The following is a 22,860-nucleotide window of genomic DNA, read 5'->3' as shown; positions in this document are numbered from 1 at the left end:
CAGCCCACCTGTGTCAAAAGAGTACTTGAGTAAAAACTACGTCGAAGAAACCAAATTCGGCTTCTGGTTCCTGCGCAGCCACACCTGGCAGCATCATGTGCTGCGCGTGGCAATCAACGACCTGCGCAGCCTGTTCAGCACCCCGCTGCCGGAAGCTCCAGTGCTGCTGGATGCCGGTTGCGGCCAGGGCAAGTCGTTCCGTTATTTGCAGCAGGTATTCGCCCCCCAGCGCCTGATCGGCCTTGACGCCGACCCCCACAGCCTCGACCTGAGCCGTGCCGAAGCGGCGCGCCAGGGCATTGATATCGAGTTGATCGGCAGCGATTGCGCAACCCTCAAGGTGGCCGATGACAGTGTCGATATCCTGTTCTGCCACCAGACCTTCCACCACCTGGTGGAGCAACAGCGGGCACTCACCGAGTTCTATCGGGTGCTCAAGCCGGGCGGCTACCTGCTGTTTGCCGAGTCCACCGAAGCCTATATCGACACCTGGGTGATTCGCTGGCTGTTCCGCCACCCGATGCATGTGCAGAAAAGCGCCGCCGAGTACCTGGAGATGATCCGCGACCAGGGTTTCGAGTTTGGCCCGCAGAATGTGTCGTACCCGTACCTGTGGTGGAGCCGCTCGGCTGACTTCGGCCTGCTGGAGCGTTGGGGCCTGCGTCAGCCCAAGCCGTTTGGCGAGCGTGAAGAGACCCTGGTGAATGTGGTTGCACGCAAGCCACTCGCAGGCCCGCCAGCATGATCCGCGCGTTGTTGATCGGCTGCCTGTTGCTGCTGGCCGCGTGCGCCAGCCAGCCGCCACTGCCGGTGCATACACCGAGCCTGGCCTTGCCCCTGCAATTGCATATCGAGCGCGAGCAGGACGGCCAGCGCCAGGACTGGTTGCTGGTGATCCAGCGCGAAGGCGAGGCCCTGCGCTGGTCACTGATGGACCCGCTGGGCATCCCCCAGGCCCGGCAAAAGCTGGTGGCCGGCCGTTGGCAGGCAGATGGCCTGCTACCGCCCAACCCCCAGGCCCGCGAGCTGTTTGCGGCGCTGCTGTTCGCCCTGACCCCGGCCGCTGAAATGCCCGGCAACTACCCCCAAGCCCGTGAAGGCGATGGCGTACGGGTACTCAAGCCGCACTGGCAGGTGATCTACCGCGCGCCCCTGACCTTCAGCGTGAACATGCCCGGCCAGCACCTGAACTATCGCGTCACCGCGCTTGAGAGCAGCCCATGACCGCCTACCTCAATGCCCTGGGGATCATCTGCGCCCTAGGCCGCGGCCAGCAGGCCGTGCGGCGCAATCTGTTTGCCGGGGATTGCTCGGGTATGCGCGCCGAGAGCGGCTGGGTGCCCGAGCGAGTACTGCCGGTGGGCAGCGTGCCTGGCGAACTGGCGCCACTGCCGCCGCACCTGGCCCAGCAGAGCAGTCGCAATAATCAGCTGTTGCTGGAGGCCGCCTTGCAGATCGAAGGCCCGATCCGGCAGGCGATCGACACCTTTGGCGCCTCGCGTATCGGTGTGGTGCTGGGTACCAGCACCTCGGGCATTGATGAAGCCAGTCGCGGCATCGCCCATTACCTGCGCGAAGGGCAGTTCCCCGAGGCCTATGACTACCGGCAACAGGAACTCGGCGCCCCGGCCAACTTCCTCGCCGACTGGCTGCAACTGAGCGGCCCGGCCTATGTGATTTCCACCGCCTGCACCTCCAGCGCCCGCGCAATGATGAGCGCACGCCGCCTGCTGGACCTGGGCCTGTGCGATGCGGTGCTGTGTGGCGGGGTCGATAGCCTGTGCAAGCTGACCCTCAATGGCTTTACCTCGCTGGAAGCGGTCTCCAGCGAACGCTGCAACCCGTTTTCGGTGAACCGCAACGGCATCAATATCGGCGAGGCGGCGGTGCTGTTCCTGATGAGCAAAACCCCGGCGCCCATCGCCCTGCTGGGTAGCGGCGCCAGTTGCGATGCGCACCATATTTCTGCGCCGGAACCCAGCGGCAAGGGCGCATTGCAGGCCATGCGCAAGGCCCTGGCCAGCGCGAAACTGGCGCCGGCGCAGATCGGTTACCTGAACCTGCACGGCACCGCCACCCAGCATAACGACGCCATGGAAAGCCTGGCCGTGGCAAGCCTGTTCCCCGCCGGTGTAGCCTGTTCCTCGACCAAGCCCATGACCGGCCATACCCTCGGCGCCGCCGGGGCGCTGGAAGCGGCATTCTGCTGGCTGAGCCTGATGGAAGGTGCTGTGCCGCCCCATATCTGGGACGGCCAAGCCGACCCGGCGCTGCCCGCCCTGCGCTGGGCCAAGGTCGGCGACCTCCTGGAAAAACGCTGCCTGATGAGTAACTCGTTTGCCTTCGGCGGCAATAACGTCAGCCTGATTATCGGAGACGCCCTATGAGCCATTGGCCACTCGCCGAACTGCTGCCCCACGCCGGGGACATGATCCTGATCGACCAGGTGTTGGCGTTCGATGAAGAACAGATCCGCACCCGCGTCACCGTCAAGCCCGGCGGCCTGTTCAACCGCCCTGACGGCAGCCTGCCGGCCTGGGTCGGCGTCGAGTTGATGGCGCAAAGCGTGGCCGCCTATGCCGGCTGCCGCGCACGCCAGAACGGCGAAGCAGTGGAGTTGGGCTTCCTGCTGGGCACGCGCAAATTCGAATGCAATGTCGAGCACTTTCCCGCCGGCAGCGAACTGACCATCCACGGCCTGCGCTCCCTGGAAGACGACAACGGCATGGGTGTGTTCGAATGCCACCTGACCGGCGACGGGATCCAGGCCAGCGCCCGCCTGAACGTATTTCGACCGCCCCAGGCGGCCAACTATTTAGCTGAATCGAAGGACACGCGTCATGACTGAATCCGTACTGGTCACCGGCTCCAGCCGGGGTATCGGCCGCGCTATCGCCCTGCGCCTGGCCCAGGCCGGCCATGACATTGTGCTGCATTGCCGCAGCGGCCGCGCCGAGGCAGATGCCGTACAGGTCGAAGTCGAGGCCCTGGGCCGCAAGGCGCGGGTACTGCAATTCGACGTGGCGGACCGGGCCACCTGCAAGCAGATCCTTGAAGCCGACGTAGAAGCCCACGGTGCCTATTACGGCGTGGTGCTGAATGCCGGGCTGACCCGCGATGGCGCGTTCCCGGCGTTGTCGGAAGACGACTGGGACGTGGTGATGCGTACCAATCTCGATGGTTTCTATAACGTGCTACACCCAGTGATGATGCCGATGATCCGGCGTCGTGCGGCCGGGCGCATTGTATGTATTACCTCGGTCTCGGGGCTGATCGGCAACCGTGGCCAGGTCAACTACAGCGCGTCCAAGGCCGGCCTGATCGGCGCCGCCAAGGCCCTGGCCATTGAGCTGGGCAAGCGCAAGATCACCGTCAACTGCGTGGCCCCGGGCCTGATCGACACGGCAATGCTCGATGAGAATGTGCCGGTGGAAGAGCTGATGAAAATGATCCCCGCGCAACGCATGGGCACCCCCGAAGAGGTCGCCAGTGCGGTGAACTTCCTGATGTCAGCCGAAGCCGGCTACATCACCCGCCAGGTCCTGGCCGTGAACGGGGGCCTGTGCTGATGAAACGTGTGGTAGTCACCGGCATGGCCGGCATGACCTCCCTGGGCAGCGACTGGGACACCATCGTCGCCAACTTCCGCGCCCGGCGCAGCGGTATCCGGCGCATGGACGAGTGGGATCGCTTCAGCGAACTGAACACCCGCCTGGCCGGGCCGATTGACGACTTTGTGGTGCCCGCCCACTGGACCCGCAAACAATTGCGCAGCATGGGCCGGGTCTCGCGCCTGGCGGTGTGGGCCGCCGAGCAGGCGTTGCAAGACGCCGGCCTGCTGGGCGATGCGTCGATCAAGGATGGGCGCATGGGTGTGGCCTGCGGCTCATCCACCGGCAGCACCGACGAGATCAAGGCATTCGGCAATATGCTGCTCAACTCGGTGGCCGAGGGTCTGAACGCCAACTCCTACGTGCGCATGATGCCGCACACCACGGCGGCCAATATCAGCATCTTTTTTGGCCTCACCGGGCGCCTGATCCCCACGTCCAGCGCGTGTACCAGTGGCAGCCAGGGCATCGGCTATGCCTATGAAGCGATCAAGTTCGGCCGCCTGCCACTGATGCTCGCCGGTGGCGCCGAAGAACTGTGCCCCACCGAAGCCATGGTGTTTGACGCGCTCTACGCCACCAGCCTGAAAAACGACGCGCCGCAAACCAGCCCACGGCCCTACGACAGCGGTCGCGACGGCCTGGTGATCGGCGAAGGCGGCGGCATGCTGGTGCTTGAGGAGCTGGAACATGCCCTGGCCCGTGGTGCGCATATCCATGCCGAAATCGTTGGTTTTGGCAGCAACGCCGACGGCCAGCACACCACGCGACCTGAACAGACCACCATGCGCCGCGCCATGGAGCTGGCCCTCGAAGATGCCGGCCTGGCGCCGGATGCCATCGGTTATGTGAACGGCCACGGCACCGCCACCGAACAAGGTGACATTGCCGAAACCCTGGCCACCAGCAGCCTGTTCGGCAGCCGCATGCCCATCAGCTCGCAGAAGAGTTTCCTCGGCCATACCCTGGGCGCCTGCGGGGCGCTGGAGTCGTGGTTCAGCATCGAGATGATGAACCGCGACCAGTACGTGCCGACCTTCAACCTCGATCAAGTGGACCCGCGCTGCGGCGAGCTGGATTACCTGCGCGGCGAGTTCCGCCAGATGCACAACGACTACGTGATGAACAACAACTTTGCCTTTGGCGGCGTCAACACGTCGCTGATCTTTCGCCGCTGGCAGTAAGCCTTTTATTTGATTGGAGAGAACGCAATGTCTTCGTTGCTACGCGCCACCCTTATCGCCCTGACGCTGCTGACCGCTGCCGGCTGCACCAGCAAGCCGGTGCTCAACACCCAGCACGCGCTTGCCGCCAACGAGCAGGTCAGTGAAGAGAAAATGAAACAGAGCATCCTCACCGCCCTGGACAAGCGCAACTGGACCGTGCAACGCGCCGACCCACGCCTGATCCAGGCCCAGATCAACGTGCGCAACCGCTACTACGCCGAAATCGACATTCGCTACACCGGCACCAGCTACGCCATCACGTATCGCGACAGCCAGGAACTGGGCTACAAGAACGGCAAGATCCATCGCAACTACAACCGCTGGGTGAGCATGCTCGACCGCGACATCATGGCCGCGTTGCGCTCTAACGGCGCCGCGCAAGCGGGTACCGCGGCGCAGTTGTTCAAGGAGACGGGGACGTCGAAGCAGAACTGATCGGCGCCTGAAAAACCGGCATCTACCTTGCACCAGAAACGACAAAGGGCGCCTTTCGGCGCCCTCTTCACAAGCAGGCTGGCTTGGCCTTAACAGCTAAAAACTGCTCACTGGAAAGTTCAGCGATTTTGTAAGTTCGTTTGCCATGCCGATCCTTACGCTTGATTCGATCAAGTCGTCCAAGGCTGACGGTGGCAACGCTGTCGCATTTCGCCCAGCACACTGGGTTAGCTTTCAAGCTGCAAGTGGTGTGCGAGTACCGTCTGCGGCGCCGTGGTACTTAGGGGCACAACCGTTACCAACAGCTTATTGGTCCTGTGCCTGCGTATCACAATGACGGGTCTGATCTTGATGATTTCCGGCACCTCATAGCCTCGAAAATCACGAATCAACACACTGCCTTCTTTGGGCTGATAGAGAAGTGTCATCCATGTCACTCAGTGAAAAACAAACGGTTCCGGTACCTGATATGTGAACGCCGCTACACCAACGCCTTACGCGTCAGCAGCTCGACAAACGCCTTGGCCATGGGTGACTGCTGGTCCTTGCGCTGAACCAGCCACACTGCCGTTACCGCCTCCGGGTCGAGCAAGGTGCGGTAGACCACACCGTCGATGCGGATGCGCTGGTATGACGCCGGCAACACCGACACTCCCAACCCCGCCGCCACCAGGCCGATGATGGTCATGGCCTCGCCCGCCTCCTGGGCGAAGTGCGGGCTGAAACCGGCATCGCGGGCCAGGTTGATCAACTGTGCGTACAAACCACTCCCGTAGGCCCGTGGGAAGAATACGAAGGGTTCTTCAGCCAACTGCGTCAGGTGCAAACCGCGCTCGCTGCCTTGCGCCAACGGATGCCCGGCACTGAGTACCGCCACCAGGGGCTCACGCATCAGCTCTACGACACTCAATGCATCGGGCAATGGCAACGGGCGCATCAAGCCGACCTGGATCGTTTCGTCCCCCAGCGCATCAGCCACCTCGGTGCTGCTCATCTCCTGCAAATTCAAATGCACTGCCGGGAAGGCCTGGCGAAAAGCAAAAATCGCCTGTGGGATGCTGGAGTTGAACGGCGCCGAAGAGGTGAAGCCAATCTTCAGTTCCCCCAGCTCCCCCAACTGCGCTCGGCGTGCCACATCCGCAGCCTTGTCGACCTGGGCCAGTACCAGGCGGGCTTCCGTGAGGAACAAGCGCCCGGCCTCGCTCAGCTCGACCCGACGATTGGTGCGTTCGAACAACCGGGCGCCGACCTCCTGCTCCAGCGCCTGGATCTGCTGGCTCAAGGGCGGCTGAGAGATGCCCAGGACCTGGGCGGCCCGGCCGAAATGCAGCTCTTCAGCCACGGCGATGAAGTAGCGCAAGTGGCGTAATTCCATGAAAACCTCATTAGGTCGTAAAAGCTATCAAACAGGTCGAACAATATATTGGAAAGAATCATTAGCCAGCTATATTCTTTTTTGCATGGCCAGTCCTGGCTGCCTTTGCTTCCCGAGGTCCCGCGTGAAAGCTGCCGTCGCTCCGCTTGCCCAAGAACGTCCGCCCACTGCCCTGGATGAGGTGGTGGCGCAACTCAACGACGTGTACATCGAAAAAGGTACGCCGTTGTTTATGCGTACAGTGCTGGCGCTGTTTTCCGGGGGCTTTGCCACCTTTGCCCTGCTGTATTGCGTACAGCCGATGATGCCGGTGCTGTCCCACGAGTTTTCCATCAACGCCGCGCAGAGCAGCCTGATCCTCTCCGTCTCCACCGCGATGCTTGCCTTTGGCCTGCTGATCACCGGGCCGATTTCCGACCGCCTGGGGCGCAAACCGGTGATGGTCACCTCGCTGTTCTGCGCAGCCGTGTGCACCATCGCCAGCGGCCTGATGCCGACCTGGGAAGGCATCCTGTGGATGCGCGCGCTGCTCGGTCTGTCCCTCAGTGGCCTGGCGGCCGTGGCCATGACCTACCTCAGCGAAGAGATCCACCCGCAGCACATCGGCCTGGCCATGGGCCTGTACATCGGCGGCAACGCGATTGGGGGCATGAGCGGGCGCCTGATCACTGGCGTATTGATCGACTTTGTCAGCTGGCACACGGCAATGCTGATCATCGGCGCACTGGCGCTGATTGCGGCGACGGTGTTCTGGAAGATCCTGCCGCCCTCGCGCAACTTCCGCGCCAGCAGCCTCAAGCCGCGCAACCTGATCAACGGTTTCGTCATGCACTTCAAGGATGCCGGCCTGCCCTGGCTGTTTCTTGAGGCCTTTGTGTTGATGGGGGCGTTTGTCACGCTGTTCAACTACATCGGCTACCGCTTGCTGGCCGATCCCTATGACCTGAGCCAGGCGGTGGTGGGCCTGCTGTCGGTGGTGTACCTGTCGGGCATCTACAGCTCGGCGAAGATTGGCTCGCTGGCCGACCGCCTCGGCCGCCGTCGCGTACTCTGGGCCACGATTGTGCTGATGCTGGCCGGCATCACCCTGACCCTGTTCAGCCCGCTGCCACTGATCATCATCGGCATGCTGATCTTCACCTTCGGCTTCTTCGGCGCCCACTCGGTAGCCAGCAGTTGGATCGGCCGCCGCGCCCTGCAATCCAAGGGGCAGGCGTCGTCGCTGTACCTGTTCAGCTATTACGCAGGGTCGAGCATTGCCGGGACGGCCGGTGGGTTTTTCTGGCATTACGCCGGATGGAACGGGATTGGCGGGTTTATCGTCGCGCTGCTGATCGTGGCGTTGCTGGTGGCGTTGAAGCTGGCCAAGTTGCCACCGCTCAAACTGTAGGAGCTGGCTTGCCAGCGATGTGGCCCGAAGAATCACCACAAGGCTCAGGCATGTCATCGCCGGCAAGCCGGCTCCTACAACAATCGTCAGCCAATAAAAAACCGGCCTGAGCCGGTTTTTTATTAGCTGATGCTTACTCGTGATACTGCGCCGACAACTCATGCACCGCACGCAGGAACGCGCCTGCATGCTCTGGGTTCACTTCCGGGGTGATGCCATGGCCGAGGTTGAACACGTGGCCGCTGCCCTTGCCGTAGCTGGCGAGGATGCGGCCCACTTCGGCGCGGATCGCTTCCGGCTTGGCGTAGAGCACGGTCGGGTCCATGTTGCCTTGCAGGGCCACCTGGTTGCCGACGCGGCGACGGGCTTCGCCCAGGTCGCAGGTCCAGTCCAGGCCCAGCGCATCGGCGCCCGCATCAGCGATGCTTTCCAGCCACAGACCGCCACCCTTGGTGAACAGGATCACCGGCACTTTGCGGCCTTCGTGTTCGCGGATCAGGCCACTGACGATTTTGCGCATGTAGGCCAGGGAGAACTCCTGGTACGCCGCCGCCGACAGGTTGCCGCCCCAGGTGTCGAAGATCTGCACCGCTTGCGCGCCGGCCATGATCTGGCCGTTGAGGTAGGACACGACCGACTGCGCCAGCTTGTCCAGCAGCAAGTGCATGGCGTGTGGGTTGTCGTAGAGCATGGCCTTGGTCTTGCGGAAGTCTTTCGACGAACCGCCTTCGACCATATAGGTGGCCAGGGTCCACGGGCTGCCGGAGAAGCCGATCAGCGGTACGCGACCATTGAGTTCACGGCGGATGGTGCTGACGGCGTCCATCACGTAGCCGAGGTCTTTGTGTGGATCCGGGATCGGCAGGGCTTCGATGTCGGCCAGGGTGCTGATCACTTTCTTGAAGCGTGGACCTTCGCCGGTTTCAAAGTACAGGCCTTGGCCCATGGCATCGGGGATGGTCAGGATATCGGAGAAAAGAATGGCCGCATCCAGTTGTGGATAACGGTCCAGCGGCTGCATCGTGACTTCGCAGGCGAACTCCGGGTTCATGCACAAGCTCATGAAATCGCCCGCGTTGGCGCGGCTGGCGCGGTACTCCGGCAGGTAGCGACCGGCTTGACGCATCATCCACACGGGGGTGACGTCTACGGGTTGCTTGAGCAGGGCACGAAGGAAACGGTCGTTCTTGAGGGCAGTCATGTCGGCATCCGCAAAAAAAGTGCGGGCATTTTCTCAGAGCCGGACGCAAAAGGCACGGTTACAGGTCAGCCTTTTGTCTATCGGGTCAATTTGTCGCGGACATGAAAGCACCGCAAAACAAATGTGGGAGCGGGCTTGCTCGCGAATGCGGGTTGTCAGTGGACATATCTGGTCACTGTTAGATCGCATTCGCGAGCAAGCCCGCTCCCACATTTTTGATCCCATTCCAGGGGGATCAGTATTAGACCTGCAAGTAGTCCAGGATGCCCTCGGCGGCGTTGCGGCCTTCGAAGATCGCCGTCACCACCAGGTCAGAGCCGCGCACCATATCGCCACCGGCGAAGATTTTCGGGTTGCTGGTCTGGTGCTTGTACTGGCCTTGTTCCGGGGCCACGACGCGGCCCTGGCTGTCGGTCTGGATCTGGAACTGCTCGAACCACGGCGCCGGGCTTGGGCGGAAGCCGAAAGCGATGACCACGGCGTCAGCCGGGATGATCTCTTCGGAACCCGGGATCGGCTCGGGGCTGCGGCGGCCCCGGGCGTCCGGTTCGCCGAGACGGGTCTCGACCACCTTCACGCCTTCGACGCGGTCTTCACCGACAATCGCGATCGGCTGGCGGTTGTAGAGGAATTTCACGCCTTCTTCCTTGGCGTTCTTCACCTCTTTGCGCGAGCCCGGCATGTTGGCCTCGTCACGGCGATAGGCACAGGTCACCGACTTGGCGCCCTGGCGGATCGACGTGCGGTTGCAGTCCATCGCGGTGTCACCACCGCCCAGTACCACGACCTTCTTGCCTTTCATGTCGACGAAATCTTCCGGCGACTTTTCAAAGCCCAGGTTGCGGTTGACGTTGGCGATCAGGAAGTCGAGCGCGTCATACACGCCCGGCAGGTCCTCACCGGCAAAGCCGCCCTTCATGTAGGTGTAGGTGCCCATGCCCATGAATACCGCATCGTATTCTTCGAGCAGTTGCTCCATGGTGATGTCTTTGCCGATTTCGGTGTTGAGACGGAACTCGATACCCATGCCGGTGAAGACTTCGCGGCGATTACTCAGCACGGTCTTTTCCAGCTTGAACTCGGGGATGCCGAAGGTCAGCAGGCCACCGATTTCCGGGTTCTTGTCGAACACCACCGGGGTCACACCGCCACGCACCAGCACGTCAGCACAACCCAGGCCCGCCGGGCCCGCGCCGATAATCGCCACGCGCTTGCCGGTCGGCTTGACCTTGGACATGTCCGGGCGCCAGCCCATGGCGAACGCGGTGTCGGTGATGTACTTCTCCACCGAGCCGATGGTCACCGCACCAAAGCCGTCGTTGAGGGTGCAGGCACCCTCGCACAGACGATCCTGGGGACACACCCGGCCGCAGACTTCCGGCAGGGTGTTGGTCTGGTGCGACAGCTCGGCGGCGGCGAGGATATTGCCCTCGGCCACCAGCTTGAGCCAGTTGGGAATGAAGTTGTGCACCGGGCACTTCCATTCGCAATACGGGTTACCGCACCCCAGGCAGCGGTGGGCCTGATCGGCCGAGTGCTGGGGTTTGAAGGGTTCGTAGATCTCCACGAACTCTTTCTTGCGTTGACGCAACAGTTTCTTCTTCGGATCTTTGCGCCCGACATCGATGAACTGGAAGTCGTTATTCAGACGTTCAGCCATGTTAAAACCTCATCAAACTCTTCAGGCGCATATCACTGCGGGTTGGCACGGATGCTGGAAAGCAACGATTTCAGGTTGGCAGCCTTGGGCTTGACCAGCCAGAAACGACGCAGGTAATCATCGAGGTTCTCGGCGAGGTTACGACCCCATTCGCTGCCGGTTTCCTCGACGTACTCGTCCAGCACGTGCTGCAAGTGGTTCCGGTAGGACTCCATGGCCTCGCCGCTGATCCGCTGGATCTCGACCAACTCGTGGTTGACCTTGTCGACGAAGGTGTTGCCCTGGTCCAGCACGTAGGCGAAACCGCCAGTCATGCCCGAACCGAAGTTGTAACCGGTCTTGCCCAAGACGCAGACGAAACCACCGGTCATGTACTCGCAGCAGTGATCGCCAGTGCCTTCGACCACGGTGTGGGCACCGGAGTTACGCACGGCGAAACGCTCGCCGGCCGTACCGGCAGCGAACAGCTTGCCACCGGTAGCGCCGTACAAGCAGGTGTTGCCGATGATGGCACTGTCCTGGGTCTTGTAGATGCTACCCGCTGGCGGAACGATCACCAGCTTGCCGCCGGTCATGCCCTTGCCCACGTAGTCGTTGGCGTCGCCTTGGAGGTACATGTGCAGGCCGCCGGCGTTCCACACGCCAAAGCTCTGGCCCGCAGTGCCCTTGAAGCGGAAAGTGATCGGCGCCTTGGCCATGCCCTGGTTGCCGTGTTTGCGGGCGATTTCGCCGGAGATCCGCGCGCCGATGGAACGGTCGCAGTTGCAGATATCCAGGGCGAACTCGCCACCGCTGGCGTCATTGATCGAGGAGCCGGCCATGTCGACCATTTTCTCGGCCAACAGGCCTTTGTCGAACGGCGGGTTGCGATCCACCTGGCAGAATTGTGGCTTGTCTGCCGGGATGTGATCGCTGCCCAACAGCGGCGTCAGGTCCAGGTGCTGTTGCTTGGCGGTCTGGCCTTCGAGGATGTCCAGCAGATCGGTACGCCCGATCAGCTCTTCCAGGGAGCGCACGCCGAGCTTGGCCAGCCATTCACGGGTTTCTTCGGCGACGTAGGTGAAGAAGTTCACCACCATGTCGACGGTGCCGATGTAGTGATCCTTGCGCAGCTTCTCGTTCTGCGTGGCCACGCCGGTCGCGCAGTTGTTCAGGTGGCAGATGCGCAGGTATTTGCAGCCCAGGGCGATCATCGGTGCGGTACCGAAGCCAAAGCTTTCGGCGCCGAGGATCGCGGCCTTGATCACGTCGAGGCCGGTTTTCAGGCCTCCGTCGGTCTGCACCCGGACCTTGCCGCGCAGGTCGTTGCCGCGCAGGGTCTGGTGAGTCTCGGCCAGGCCCAGCTCCCACGGTGCGCCGGCGTACTTGATCGAGGTCAGCGGCGAAGCGCCGGTGCCGCCGTCATAGCCGGAGATGGTGATCAGGTCGGCATAGGCCTTGGCCACGCCAGCGGCGATGGTGCCGACGCCGGCTTCCGCGACCAGTTTCACCGAGACCAGGGCCTGCGGGTTGACTTGCTTGAGGTCGAAAATCAGCTGCGACAAGTCTTCAATCGAGTAGATGTCGTGGTGCGGCGGCGGCGAAATCAGGGTCACGCCCGGCACTGCATAACGCAGCTTGGCGATCAGACCGTTGACCTTGCCGCCTGGCAGCTGGCCGCCCTCACCGGGCTTGGCGCCCTGGGCGACTTTGATCTGCAGCACTTCGGCGTTGACCAGGTATTCCGGGGTTACGCCGAAACGGCCAGTGGCGACCTGCTTGATTTTCGAACTCTTGATGGTGCCGTAGCGCGCCGGGTCTTCGCCACCTTCGCCGGAGTTGGAACGCGCACCCAGGCGGTTCATGGCTTCGGCCAGGGCTTCGTGGGCCTCGGGAGACAAGGCGCCCAGGGAGATACCGGCAGAGTCGAAACGCTTGAGGATCGACTCCAGTGGTTCGATTTCGCTGATAGCCAACGGCGTGTCCAGGGTTTTCACCTGGAACAGGTCGCGGATCATCGACACCGGGCGGTTATCCACCAGCGCGGTGTATTCCTTGAACTTGGCGTAGTCGCCCTGCTGCACAGCGGCTTGCAGGGTGCTGACCACGTCCGGGTTGTAGGCGTGGTATTCGCCACCGTGCACGAACTTGAGCAGGCCACCTTGCTGGATCGGCTTGCGCGCGCTCCAGGCCTCCAAGGCCAGGGCTTTCTGTTCGGCTTCGATATCGACGAAACGCGCGCCCTTGATGCGGCTTGGCACGCCACGGAAACTCAGTTCGCAGACTTCTTCCGACAGGCCGATGGCCTCGAACAACTGCGCGCCACGGTAAGAGGTGACGGTGGAGATGCCCATCTTCGACAGGATCTTCAGCAAGCCCTTGGTGATGCCTTTACGGTAGTTCTTGAATACCTCGTAGAGGTCACCCAACACTTCACCGGTACGGATCAGGTCGCCCAGCACTTCGTACGCGAGGAACGGGTAAACGGCCGAGGCGCCAAAGCCGATCAGCACCGCAAAGTGGTGCGGGTCGCGGGCGGTGGCGGTTTCGACGAGGATGTTGGAGTCGCAACGCAGGCCTTTTTCGGTCAGGCGATGGTGCACCGCGCCGGTAGCCAGGGAAGCGTGGATCGGCAGCTTGCCTGGGGCGATATGGCGGTCGGTCAGCACGATCTGGGTACGACCGGCGCGCACGGCTTCTTCAGCCTGATCGGCGACGTTGCGCACAGCGGCTTCCAGGCCGAGGCTCTCGTCGTAGTTCAGGTCGATGATCTGCCGGTCGAAGCCTGGACGCTCCAGGGTCATCAGCGAACGCCACTTGGCCGGGGAAATCACCGGCGAGCTGAGGATCACGCGCGAAGCGTGCTCTGGCGATTCCTGGAAGATATTGCGCTCGGCACCGAGGCACACTTCCAGGGACATGACGATGGCTTCACGCAGCGGGTCGATCGGCGGGTTGGTGACCTGGGCGAACTGCTGGCGGAAATAGTCATACGGCGTGCGCACGCGCTGGGACAGCACGGCCATCGGCGTATCGTCGCCCATGGAGCCGACCGCCTCGTAGCCTTGCTCGCCGAGTGGGCGCAGCACCTGGTCGCGCTCCTCGAACGTGACCTGGTACATCTTCATGTACTGCTTGAGCTGGTCGACGTCATAGAACGCCGAACCGTGGTCGTTGTCTTCCATGGTCGCCTGGATGCGCAGGGCGTTCTTGCGCAGCCATTGCTTGTACGGGTGACGCGACTTCAAGCGGTTGTCGATGGCATCGGTGTCGAGGATCTGCCCGGTTTCGGTGTCCACGGCAAGGATCTGACCAGGGCCGACGCGGCCTTTGGCAATCACGTCTTCAGGCTGGTAGTTCCACACGCCAACTTCCGAAGCCAAGGTGATGAAGCCGTTGGTGGTGGTCACCCAACGCGCCGGGCGCAGGCCGTTACGGTCGAGCAGGCACACCGCGTAGCGACCATCGGTCATGACCACCCCGGCCGGGCCGTCCCACGGTTCCATGTGCATCGAGTTGTACTCATAGAACGCCCGCAGATCGGGGTCCATGGTCTCGACGTTCTGCCACGCAGGCGGAATGATCATGCGCACGCCACGGAACAGGTCGATGCCGCCGGTGACCATCAGTTCGAGCATGTTGTCCATGCTCGAGGAGTCGGAACCCACACGGTTGACCAGTGGGCCGAGCTCTTCGAGGTCCATCAGGTCGTTGGCGAACTTGGTGCGACGGGCCACGGCCCAGTTGCGGTTGCCGGTGATGGTGTTGATCTCGCCGTTGTGGGCGAGGAAGCGGAATGGCTGGGCCAGCGGCCATTTCGGCAGGGTATTGGTGGAGAAGCGCTGGTGGAACACGCAGATCGCGGTTTGCAGGCGCTCATCGCTCAGGTCCGGATAGAAGGCGGTCAAGTCCGCCGGCATCATCAGGCCTTTATAAATGATGGTCTTGTGGGAAAAGCTGCAGATGTAGTGGTCGGTGTCCAGGGCGTTGGCCACGGACGAACGGCGACGCGAGGTGAACAGCTTGATCGCCATGTCCTGGTCGCTCAGGCCGTCGCCTGCGATAAACACTTGTTCGATCTGCGGCAGGCGCTCGTGGGCCAGGCGGCCGAGCACGCTGGTGTCGATCGGCACTTTGCGCCAGCCAACGAGTTGCAGGCCGGCAGCGAGGATCTCGCGGTTCATGTTCTCGCGAGCGGCCTCGGCTTTGACCGGGTCCTGGTTGAAGAACACCATGCCCACCGCGTATTGCTTGGGCAAATCGGCGCCGAAGGTTTCCTTGGCGACAGCGCGCAGGAACAGGTCGGGCTTTTGAATCAGCAAGCCACAACCGTCACCGGTTTTGCCGTCGGCGTTGATCCCACCGCGGTGGGTCATGCAGGTCAGGGCCTCGATGGCCGTTTGCAGAAGGGTATGACTGGGTTCGCCCTGCATATGGGCTATCAGGCCGAAACCACAGTTATCCTTGAATTCGTCGGGTTGGTACAGACCTGCTTTCATAGACACTTTCTCACCAGGCTGCCTCTTATTTCGAGGCAAATTTCTTTTCAATTCAACCGGTTACCTTCCACGCCGAACGTACGCCGGCTTAGCGGGGGCAAAAGGGAGGTCATTGTACACACCGACACAGACGCCCACAAATTTGGCGACGAACTGTCGCAAATCTATGTCGCATTTATGAAAGGTTTAAAGCGATATGCTGTGCTAGTCAAAACTTTTTTAATTCTGACTGCTACTACTCAAAAGCCACTGTGGCGCAGACACCACAAAGCGCGCGGCCTTCAGGGCTGCACGCTGTTGTAGTTTTTTTGAGGTGCTGGGAGGGCGACCTGGGTAAGGTCGCCGGTTCTTCAGCGAGTTGTTGCGAGTTCTTGTTGAACGCTGGCAACAGTGCGAGGCCAAGGTTTACCAGCCTGGACCTTCGCTGGCAAGGCTTTGATAGCGGAATCGGCAGCCGCACGGCTCGGGAAACTGCCGTAGGTGATCACGTAGAGAGGCTTGCCGTTGAGCACTTTCTTGAAGTAACGGTACTCGCCGCCGTGCTCTTTGACGAACGCCTGGGCGTTGCCTTCGGAGCTGGTGCCGAGGATCTGCACCACATAGTTCTTGGCCGGTTGGCTGCCGTACCAGCCGCTGCCGGCAGCAGCCTTGGCCACGGTCACCGGTTTTTCAGCAGGCTTGGCGGCTGGCGCGGGCTTGGCCACCGGGGCTGGCGTCGGCTTGACCACTGGCGCCGGGGCTGGCTTGGCGGTGGCAACCTGGGTCGGCGCAGGCGTTGGCTTGGCCGCCGGCACAGGTGCCGGGCTGGCTGTTTCACCAGGTGGCGGAGCTACGGTGGTAACGGTCGGCGGCGTGGCGCTGGAGCCTTCTACCGGCACACCGTCGTCGCCTTCGGAGATGGCGCCGGCCTCTTCTGCCAACGGGCCACGCATGACCGGCTGGCCAACCATCGGCAGGTTGGTAGGCTGGCCGGAACCGGCAAACTCAACGGCAGGTGCGCCATTGGTGGTGGGCTTGCCCAGTGGCAGTTGTGCCTGCTCGGTAGGCGCGCCTGGTGCGGTCGGTGCCTTGCTGCGGCCAGGAATCAACCAGGCGGCGGCTACGGCAACCACGACAACAGCAGAAATCGCCAGTACGTGTTTCTTCGGCATGGTGAACCCCATCTTTGGACGCTTAACCGCAGAGCGGCTGGCAATCATGGCTTCGATCATTGCATCGCGGGCAACCTGGTTGATGGTGCCAGGCCAGCCGTCGGAGCTTTCGTGAATATCAGAGATCTGCTGGGCAGAGAAAAGTTCGATGCCCTGGCCGGCACCTTCAAGGCGCTGGGCCAGGTACTCGCGGGTTTCTTCTTCTTCGTAGGGCTGCAATTCGATGACGTGAAACAGCTCTTGCTCGCCACTGAGCTGCTCCAGATCGGCAATCAGCGACGCCTCACCGAACAGGAAGACATGGGGACGACCTTCCGGCGTACCCGCCGCCAGGGCCAGCAACGCTTCCAGAGCGGACTCGTCGAGCTGCTCGGCATCGTCCACCAGCAGGTAGACTTCCTGGCCGGTCAGGCCCAACTGCACCACTTGCTTGAGAATTGCGGCGGGCTCGGCATTGGCCACGTCCAGCGCCTGGGCAACCTGGCGCAACACGCCTGCCGCATCGCCGGCACCACGGGCGGAAACCACCACGCTCTGCACCGATTGCTTGTTAGTGCTGGCCACCAGGGCCTGGCGCAGCAAAGTCTTGCCGCTGCCCAGAGGGCCAGTGACCACCAGCAGCAACTGGCTGTAGCGCGCCAGGTGATGCAACTGCCCCAGCACCGGCTTGCGCTGCGCAGGGAAAAACTTGAAACCGGGAACCCGTGGCGCAAAAGGGTCGTGGCTCAACTGGTAATGGCCGAGGAAAGCCTCGTCGGCATGCAAACTAGTCATCGGGATCTGGTTAACCTTTCAGCTGGGCCAGGGCGCGGTAATCCGCTCCCAGCGTGGCCTGTAGAATCTCTTTCGGATAATCGTCGGTCACTACCGCTTCGCCCATTCGGCGCAACAGCACCAGACGCAAACGACCATCGATCACTTTTTTGTCTATCGCCATATGTTCAAGGAAATCAGCCTCGGTCATCTCCTCAGGGGGGATGACCGGCAACCCGGCGCGCTGGAACAGGCGGATACCGCGATCACGCTCTTGGACACTGATCCAGCCCAGGCGTTGCGACATCTCCAACGCCATCACTGTGCCAGCCGCTACGGCCTCTCCATGCAACCAGACACCATAGCCCATGTGAGTTTCAATCGCATGGCCGAAGGTGTGGCCCAGGTTCAAGGTGGCACGCACACCAGACTCACGTTCGTCGGCATTGACCACCAGCGCCTTGGCCGCGCAGGAGCGGGAGATAGCTTCGGTCAGCGCCACCTGATCCAGGTTGCGCAAGGCATCGACGTGCTCTTCAAGCCAGGTCAGGAACGGCTCGTCGCAGATCAACCCGTACTTGATGACTTCCGCCAGGCCCGCCGACAGCTCGCGGGGCGGCAAGGTGTTGAGGGTAGCGGTGTCGATCAACACAGCATTGGGCTGGTAGAACGCGCCAACCATGTTTTTGCCCAGGGGATGGTTGATCCCGGTCTTGCCGCCCACCGACGAATCGACCTGGGACAGCAGGGTGGTCGGCACCTGGATAAAGTCCACACCACGCTGGTAACAGGCCGCCGCAAAACCGGCCATGTCGCCGATCACGCCGCCACCAAGGGCCACTACCGTGGTCCGCCGGTCGTGGCGCGCGGTGAGCAGGCCGTCAAAAATCAGCTGCAGGGTTTCCCAGTTCTTGAAGGCTTCGCCGTCGGGAAGAATCACCGAGATCACCGAATACGCCGCAAGGCTGCGACTCAGGCGCTCAAGGTAGAGCGGCGCCACGGTCTCGTTGGAGATGATCGCCACTTGTCGCCCGGCAATGTGCGGCGCGAGCAACTCGGGCTGGTCCAACAAACCCTCGCCAATATGGATCGGGTAGCTACGCTCGCCAAGATCGACCTTAAGTGTCTGCATGTGTCCCCGCGCTGAAGATGGAAGCAGGCATCCTGCCCTGTATTAACGTTGTCGGCACCGTCGAGATCGGACGCTGCCTGATGGCTCTACGCCACACCTCGGACGACTGTAACGCGCTGCCGAGGATAGCGCATTTCGGCCCTGGCTTTAACGGGGCGGCAGTTGCTGCAGGCGCTCGAGAATGTCGATTACGACCATGCGCGGTGGCCGTTCATCGGTTTCCACCACCAGATCGGCGATTTCCCGATAAAGCGGATCGCGCAGCGCCAGCAAGTCCCGCAGGGTTTTCTCGGGGTTGGCGGTGCGCAGTAATGGCCGGTTGCGGTCACGTGCGGTGCGCCCGACCTGCTGCTCGACCGACGCATGCAAATAGATCACCCGACCGCCAGCATGCAGCGCCCGCCGATTTTCCTCGCGCATCACGGCGCCGCCGCCGGTGGCCAATACCACGCCATCGCAGCCGCACAGCTCGGCAATCATTGCCTGCTCGCGATCACGAAAGCCCAGCTCGCCTTCCTTATCGAAGATCCACGGGATATTGGCGCCCGTGCGCAATTCAATTTCCTTATCGGAGTCTTTGAATGGCAGGCGCAGCTCTTTGGCCAGCAAACGGCCGATGGTGCTTTTTCCAGCCCCCATCGGCCCTACAAGAATCAAATTTCGCACAGAATCAACGACTCACAGCAATCGCCTGGTTATTCATAATACGCGGAGTCAGGAATACCAGCAGCTCGGATTTTCTTTGGGCAACCACATCACGCCGGAAAAGGCGGCCAAGATACGGCACATCGCCCAAAAATGGCACTTTATCTACCACCTTGCTTTGGTTTTTGGAGAAAACCCCACCGAGGACGATGGTCTCGCCGTCCCTGACCAGAACCTTGGCGTTGACCTCGTTCTTCTTGATCGGCGGCACATCGTTGAGTTTGTTCAGGTAGTCGGGCTCATCCTTGGTCACCCGAACCTCCATGATCACCTGGTCATCGGGGGTGATTTGCGGCGTCACCTCCAGGGACAGCGAGGCTTCCTTGAACGAGACCGAGGTCGCCCCCTCGGACGTGGCTTCCTGGTAAGGAATCTCGGTGCCCTTGAGAATCCGCGCAGTTTCCTTGTTGGAGGTGACCACCTTGGGCTGGGAGATCACTTCGCCATTGCCGCCTTTTTCCATGGCCGTGAGTTCCAGGTCCAGCAGCACGTTATCGGTGATAAAGGCGATGCCCAGGCCGGAGCTCGGGCTGACCACGCCCAGGTCAACGAACGGTGAGCTATCGGGCGACTCGCCCTCACCGGACGGTTTTTTATCGACCCCGCCCCCACTCCAATTACCTTTACTGCGCAGCAACCCGCCCCAGCGCACCCCCACGCTTTTGTCATAGTCGACATTGGCCTCGACTATCCGCGCCTCGATCATCACCTGGCGTACCGGCACATCCAACTGACTGACGATGCGCCGCAGCTCCTCCAGGCGCTCGCCCGTCTGGTAGGCGATGATGTTGTTGGTGCGGTCATCCACCGTCACCGAACCGCGCTCATCGGTCGCCCCCTCCAGCCCGGTCACCGACTGGAACAGCTTGGCCAGCTCAGACGCCTTGGCGTAATTGACTTGCAGCAGCTCCCGACGCAGTGGCGTCAGCTCGGTCATCAACTTGCGCGACTCCAGGGCCAGCAACTCCCGTGCGGCCAGTTCCTCGGCCGGGGCCACCAGCAGCACGTTGGCGGTCACCCGCCGGTCCAGGCCCTTGGCCTGCAACACCAGGTCCAGGGCCTGGTCCCACGGCACATCCTTGAGGCGCAGGGTTATCGAGCCTTGCACATCATCACCGGCCACCAGGTTGAGCCCGGCCACATCGGCAATCTGCTGCAAGACGGCGCGCACCTCAATGTCCTGAAAGTTGAGGGACAGCCTGTTGCCGGTAAATGGGCCACGCGCTGTGTTCAAGGGCGAACTACCGGGAGGAGGCAATTGAATCAGGTCGATTCGCTTGGGCACAGCCTCAGTCATCGGTGCTGTGAACGCTATCCATAGCGCCACACCGAAGGACGAAATAATCCTTTTCATTTTTTGCTTCCGTTATGAGTTCACGTTCAATACCAAAGTGCGCGGACGCTCAAGCCAGGCGCCCTCACCATCGGGGAAAAGCTCGACCAGCTCCAACTGCCCCTCATGGATCGCCACGACGCGCCCATGATCAGTCCCCAGGTAATCCCCCACCGCCAGGCGATGAACACCCGCTGCGCCGCGTAGCAGGGCAAACGTCTGCGCGCCCAGCGACAGGGTGCCGACCATCTGGAACTGATCCACGGCAAACCCTTCGAGAAACTGCCGGGGGCGGTCGAGGTCCGGCGCAGCTCCAGGCTTGCCGGTAGGACGACTGGCGGGCTGGTCCGGCGGCTGGAAGGGGTCACGCAGGGGTGGCGAACTGGAGACAAACCGTGGCCCCGGTCTCGCCACGGGCACCTCATCCGCCATAGGCAGCGCTTGCTGGCGAATCGTTTGCAACTCGTCATTCAGCGCCTGCAACTGCGGGTCACTGTCGCATCCAGCAAGCAATACCAGGCCCAGGCCCACAACCTTGAAACGGCTCATGGCAATGCTCCCTGCTCGCTGTACCTGTAGGTCTTGGCGAGCATCGTCAGGCTCAACAAGGCCCCACCCTCGGAATCCGCAGGGCGAATGACAAAGTCATGCAGGGTAACGATCTGCGGCAACTCGGCCACGCCACTGACGAAGGCCAGGAGGTCGTGATAGGTGCCTAGCAGCTTGAGCTGCATCGGCCGCTCGACGAACACCGGCTGCATGTGTTCATCCAGCACACTGAGCTGCTCCACCAGCACCCCGCTGAGCTGCCCCAGCCGAGTGAAGTCGTCCAGCAGGCCGGGCATTTGCCTCAGCGTCGGCATTTGGCGCAACTGTTCAGTGAAGGCGGTGCGCAGGGTTTCAAGCTCGCGCACCACGCTGTCATGCTGCGCGGCTTGCCGGGCTTTGGCCGCAAACTGCTGGCGCAGGCTTATCTCTCCCGCTTCGTGACGCTGCAGAACCTCGCGCGCGCTACTCAGGTAGACAGCATTCCCGACCATCAGCACCAGCAAGGCAAGCACCGCGCCCACCACAATCCGGCCAGCCAAAGGCCAGTGGGCGGTGTTGCGGTACAGGGTAGAGAGTTGCGGGAGTGCCAGCCCTGACAGGCTGGACCCAAGGCTCACCGCAGCGTCTCCTGATGCTCCCCATGGTCCACCATCAACTGGAAGGCGCTACCCGCACCGCCCTCCTCGGCCCGTACATGGCGCAGATTAGGCGCACGCAGGGTATTGGAGGCTTCCAGGCTACGCATCAGCCGGGTGACATCATCGCTGGACACCGCCGTACCAGTGACCTCCACCGATGTGCCACTGACGCTGACCTCGCTCAGTTGAACCCCATCTGGCATGGCGCGGGCCAACTGGTCGAGCAACTCCTGGCCCGATGTGCGATGGCCCTGGAGGTCTTCGACCACCTTCATCCGCTCCATCAACTGCTGACGCTGCTCACGCAACTCGTCGATGGTCTTGATACGCGAATCCAATACCGTGACTTGCTTGCTCAAGTGGTTGTTACGAGCCACCTGCCGATCAATCGCGCGGTCGATGACCCGGTCGGCCAGCCAGACGGCGACCAAGGCAATAGTGGTAATCGCCAACAGGAAAATCAGAAAAAATTTGCGACGGCGCTCAGCGCGTTCTTCACGCCAGGGTAAAAGGTTGATTCTTGTCATCAATCGAAACTCCTGAGGGCCAAACCGCAGGCGACCCGCAATCCCTGGGCATCGGCAGCCCATTGTGCACTATTGATCCCACTCCCCGGCGCTATCCGGGCGACCACCTGATCGGTCATCCGCGCCAGGGCAAACGCCTCTACATCCACCACTCGAGCAACCAGGCCGGCCATGGCCAGCACCGCTTCGCGCGCTTCTACCTGCTCCTTGAGGCATGCCACAAGCAGCACATCAACATAACCGGGTTCACGACTCGATGGGCCCTGGACCTGAAAATCAATTGCAACCTCATCCAACGGATAAGGAATGTACTGGTCAGCTTCGCAGCGCAGGCGCTGCTCCATCTCGCCTGCTTCAAGCCCCGCCTCCAGCGCAACCACCCGGCTGATCACCGAAGGGCCCGCCACGGCAACCGCCGCATGGGCGACCTGGGTCCGCGCCCGGAACAATGCCTTGGAAAGGGTCTGCGCGACAACCTCCAGATCAACGATATTACTGTCGACCACCGCATGCCCCGGTAAAGCCTGGCTCGCATACGCGTGCACTGCATAGCCATCGCCGGCGCGGGCCAGCTCCAGAACCTTCACGCCGCTGTCCTGGATGTCCACACCCAGCACGGTATCGGCTTTTTGCCTGAAAAATCCCTTTCTCATAAAACTCCCTAAAGCTTTGCCTGTCTCAGGGCTGGTCAGTTCC

Annotated in this window: 20 protein-coding genes and 1 pseudogene; 8 read left to right on the top strand and 13 right to left on the bottom strand. The window is 61.9% G+C overall.

Going from position 1 to position 22,860, the window contains the following annotated elements:
- Positions 1–10: 10 nt before the first annotated feature.
- Genes HU773_RS02850 through HU773_RS02820 form a run of 7 tightly spaced genes read left to right on the top strand, consistent with a single transcriptional unit; the run spans position 11 to position 5,272 of the window.
- Positions 11–745, top strand: a complete 735-nt coding sequence (locus HU773_RS02850) for a class I SAM-dependent methyltransferase (RefSeq protein ID WP_169989309.1) — start codon at positions 11–13, stop codon at positions 743–745.
- Positions 742–1,224, top strand: coding sequence for a hypothetical protein (locus HU773_RS02845; protein ID WP_057958090.1), 483 nt, complete (start codon positions 742–744; stop codon positions 1,222–1,224). Before HU773_RS02850 ends, HU773_RS02845 begins: the two co-directional genes overlap by 4 nt.
- Entirely contained in the window at positions 1,221–2,387 is a 1,167-nt protein-coding gene (locus HU773_RS02840; RefSeq protein ID WP_057958089.1) for a beta-ketoacyl-[acyl-carrier-protein] synthase family protein, read from the top strand. Before HU773_RS02845 ends, HU773_RS02840 begins: the two co-directional genes overlap by 4 nt.
- The gene (locus HU773_RS02835) at positions 2,384–2,848 is read left to right on the top strand and encodes a hotdog family protein (protein WP_057437248.1); all 465 of its coding nucleotides are present in this window, start codon (positions 2,384–2,386) and stop codon (positions 2,846–2,848) included. Before HU773_RS02840 ends, HU773_RS02835 begins: the two co-directional genes overlap by 4 nt.
- The gene (gene fabG, locus HU773_RS02830; RefSeq protein WP_057437246.1) at positions 2,841–3,569 is read left to right on the top strand and encodes a 3-oxoacyl-ACP reductase FabG; all 729 of its coding nucleotides are present in this window, start codon (positions 2,841–2,843) and stop codon (positions 3,567–3,569) included. The genes HU773_RS02835 and fabG overlap by 8 nt, the downstream gene beginning before the upstream one ends.
- A complete protein-coding gene (locus HU773_RS02825) occupies positions 3,569–4,795 on the top strand; it encodes a beta-ketoacyl-ACP synthase (protein ID WP_057958183.1) in 1,227 nt (408 codons plus the stop codon). Before fabG ends, HU773_RS02825 begins: the two co-directional genes overlap by 1 nt.
- Before the next feature lie 27 nt (positions 4,796–4,822).
- Positions 4,823–5,272, top strand: coding sequence for a hypothetical protein (locus HU773_RS02820; RefSeq protein ID WP_057958088.1), 450 nt, complete (start codon positions 4,823–4,825; stop codon positions 5,270–5,272).
- 227 nt (positions 5,273–5,499) lie between these two features.
- On the opposite strand, the gene HU773_RS27340 is transcribed toward HU773_RS02820, so the two are convergent.
- Together HU773_RS27340 and HU773_RS02810 are read right to left on the bottom strand one after the other, a co-directional pair.
- On the bottom strand, positions 5,500–5,700 hold the full coding sequence (locus tag HU773_RS27340; RefSeq protein ID WP_225923832.1) for a type II toxin-antitoxin system PemK/MazF family toxin: 201 nt from the start codon (positions 5,698–5,700) through the stop codon (positions 5,500–5,502).
- Between the two features lie 53 nt (positions 5,701–5,753).
- Positions 5,754–6,647: a LysR family transcriptional regulator gene (locus tag HU773_RS02810; protein WP_057437242.1), complete on the bottom strand. Its 894-nt coding sequence runs from the start codon at positions 6,645–6,647 to the stop codon at positions 5,754–5,756.
- 172 nt (positions 6,648–6,819) lie between these two features.
- Between HU773_RS02810 and HU773_RS02805 the strand changes: the two genes are divergently transcribed.
- Complete coding sequence (locus HU773_RS02805) at positions 6,820–8,037, top strand: MFS transporter (RefSeq protein WP_233096771.1); 1,218 nt, start codon at positions 6,820–6,822, stop codon at positions 8,035–8,037.
- A 133-nt stretch (positions 8,038–8,170) separates the two neighbouring features.
- Here HU773_RS02805 and hemE read toward each other — a convergent pair whose 3' ends face one another.
- From hemE to pilM, 11 genes and pseudogenes are all read right to left on the bottom strand, one after another.
- Complete coding sequence (gene hemE, locus HU773_RS02800) at positions 8,171–9,238, bottom strand: uroporphyrinogen decarboxylase (RefSeq protein WP_170059434.1); 1,068 nt, start codon at positions 9,236–9,238, stop codon at positions 8,171–8,173.
- Between the two features lie 241 nt (positions 9,239–9,479).
- Positions 9,480–10,898: an FAD-dependent oxidoreductase gene (locus tag HU773_RS02795; protein ID WP_034105894.1), complete on the bottom strand. Its 1,419-nt coding sequence runs from the start codon at positions 10,896–10,898 to the stop codon at positions 9,480–9,482.
- A gap of 32 nt (positions 10,899–10,930) precedes the next feature.
- Positions 10,931–15,376 carry a glutamate synthase large subunit gene (gene gltB, locus HU773_RS02790; RefSeq protein WP_186625791.1) on the bottom strand — a complete coding sequence of 1,482 codons (4,446 nt, stop codon included), beginning with the start codon at positions 15,374–15,376 and terminating at the stop codon, positions 10,931–10,933.
- A gap of 350 nt (positions 15,377–15,726) precedes the next feature.
- A complete protein-coding gene (locus HU773_RS02785) occupies positions 15,727–17,301 on the bottom strand; it encodes an SPOR domain-containing protein (RefSeq protein WP_120731330.1) in 1,575 nt (524 codons plus the stop codon).
- A gap of 10 nt (positions 17,302–17,311) precedes the next feature.
- Positions 17,312–18,412 (bottom strand): 3-dehydroquinate synthase, encoded by a 1,101-nt coding sequence (gene aroB / locus HU773_RS02780; RefSeq protein WP_057958082.1) that lies wholly within the window; start codon positions 18,410–18,412, stop codon positions 17,312–17,314.
- 147 nt (positions 18,413–18,559) lie between these two features.
- Complete coding sequence (gene aroK / locus HU773_RS02775) at positions 18,560–19,078, bottom strand: shikimate kinase AroK (protein ID WP_057437234.1); 519 nt, start codon at positions 19,076–19,078, stop codon at positions 18,560–18,562.
- A 4-nt stretch (positions 19,079–19,082) separates the two neighbouring features.
- Entirely contained in the window at positions 19,083–20,414 is a 1,332-nt protein-coding gene (locus HU773_RS02770; protein WP_057958081.1) for a type IV pilus secretin PilQ, read from the bottom strand.
- Positions 20,415–20,483: 69 nt separating this feature from the next.
- A pseudogene (locus HU773_RS02765) lies at positions 20,484–20,867 on the bottom strand (pilus assembly protein PilP); the annotation flags it as partial.
- A 128-nt stretch (positions 20,868–20,995) separates the two neighbouring features.
- The gene (locus tag HU773_RS02760) at positions 20,996–21,616 is read right to left on the bottom strand and encodes a type IV pilus inner membrane component PilO (RefSeq protein ID WP_186625789.1); all 621 of its coding nucleotides are present in this window, start codon (positions 21,614–21,616) and stop codon (positions 20,996–20,998) included.
- The gene (locus tag HU773_RS02755; protein ID WP_057437231.1) at positions 21,613–22,164 is read right to left on the bottom strand and encodes a PilN domain-containing protein; all 552 of its coding nucleotides are present in this window, start codon (positions 22,162–22,164) and stop codon (positions 21,613–21,615) included. Before HU773_RS02755 ends, HU773_RS02760 begins: the two co-directional genes overlap by 4 nt.
- Positions 22,164–22,817, bottom strand: coding sequence for a type IV pilus biogenesis protein PilM (pilM, locus tag HU773_RS02750; protein ID WP_057437230.1), 654 nt, complete (start codon positions 22,815–22,817; stop codon positions 22,164–22,166). Before pilM ends, HU773_RS02755 begins: the two co-directional genes overlap by 1 nt.
- Positions 22,818–22,860 lie beyond the last annotated feature (43 nt).

The sequence above is a fragment of the Pseudomonas shahriarae genome, from assembly GCF_014268455.2.
Classification (GTDB): Bacteria; Pseudomonadota; Gammaproteobacteria; order Pseudomonadales; family Pseudomonadaceae; genus Aquipseudomonas; species Aquipseudomonas shahriarae.
This window is presented reverse-complemented; position numbering and strand designations above follow the sequence as displayed.